The sequence below is a fragment of the Gemmatimonadota bacterium genome (assembly GCA_039715185.1).
Taxonomy (GTDB): Bacteria; Gemmatimonadota; Gemmatimonadetes; order Longimicrobiales; family RSA9; genus DATHRK01.
In genome coordinates this window covers 1-1,331 of the sequence record JBDLIA010000225.1, presented here as the reverse complement: position 1 = coordinate 1,331, position 1,331 = coordinate 1, and the positions used below count along the sequence as shown (strand labels likewise).

General features: G+C 71.3%; 1 protein-coding gene. It reads left to right on the top strand.

Going from position 1 to position 1,331, the window contains the following annotated elements; all coding sequences use genetic code 11:
- Positions 1–104: 104 nt before the first annotated feature.
- The coding region (locus ABFS34_16870) for a hypothetical protein (GenBank protein MEN8377099.1) at positions 105–1,331 on the top strand (1,227 nt) is incomplete at its 3' end.

Here is a 1,331-nt window from a genome sequence, read left to right as displayed (position 1 = left end):
CGCCCTCTGTGGTGGCCCCTGTTGCTAGCCGCGAGTGTACTGTTTCTGTTGGAAAGCGTCCTGTCCAATGCGGGGAGGGCTCGGTCAACCGTTGGAGGCGTGCCGTGAGTTGGAAGGAATCGGGCAGGAACAACGCCGAGCTGCGCGGCATCCTCGCACGGGTACTCCGACGCTGGCGATCCAAGCGGATGATGCTGGGCGTCATGCTGGTGGTGGTGATAGGCCTTGCTTCGTTCGCGGTCGCGGCGCTCGCCATGCCCGCGCTCGGGAGCGGCGCCGGAGCCACGATGGCCCGGCTCCTGGCGTTCGCGATTCCGGTCGTGGCGGCCATCTGGTGGATAGGGCGGCCCGCCTTCCGCCGGATCCCCGAGGAGCGCATCGCGCTGTACCTGGAGGAGCACGAGCCGACCCTCGGCTCGGCGGTCCTCGGCGCGCTGGCCGGGGACTCCGGTTCTCGGGCCCTCGCCGAGCGCGCGGTCGGCACCGCGCTGGGGCGGCTTCACGAAGTGGATGACGGAGACCGGATCGACCGCGCGGAGTTGCGCCGATTCGCGGCCCTGCTGGGGCTTCTCCTGCTGACGGGGGTCGCCACGGTGGCTTTCCGCCCGGCCATTCTCAGCACGGGAGCGGACCGCTTTCGTGGCGCCGGCGATCCGGTCGTCGAGGGCGCGGAGCCCGCCATCCTGATCGATCCCGGCGACGCGACGATTCCCGCGCACGGAGACGTGAGCGTGCGCGCGCGCCTGCTCAACATCGATGCCCCGGAGCGCGTGGACCTGTTCGTGTTCGTTGCGGGCGATAGCACTCCCGAGCGCCTGCCGATGGTGCGCGCCGAGGACGGCAGCTACGGCGCCCTGCTTTTCGATCTGGCCGAGGACACCGAGTACCTGGTCGAGGCCGACGGCGTCCGTTCGGACGCCTACACCCTCACGGTGGCGCCGCTTCCGTACGCCGGCCGCGTCGACGTCGAGTTGGTCTACCCGGCCTACACCGGGCTGGCGGCTCGGGTCATCCGCGACGCCCGCGACCTGGCCGCGCCGCGGGGCACCCGCGCCCGCTTCCTGGTGGAGCCCACCGCGCCCACCCCCGGCGGACAGATTCTGCTGGACGATGGGCGCTCCCTGCCCCTGGCGCCGGCAGATTCCACGGCTCTGGCCGGCGAGGTGCCGCTCGACCGCGACGGCTTCTATCGCATCGAGTTGACCGGCCCGGCGGGGGACGCGGTGCGCGCATCGCCCGAGTACAGCATCGACGTGCTCGACGACGGTCTGCCCACGGTACGCATCGAAGAGCCGGGCAGGGACACCGACGCCACGTCCATCGACGAGGTG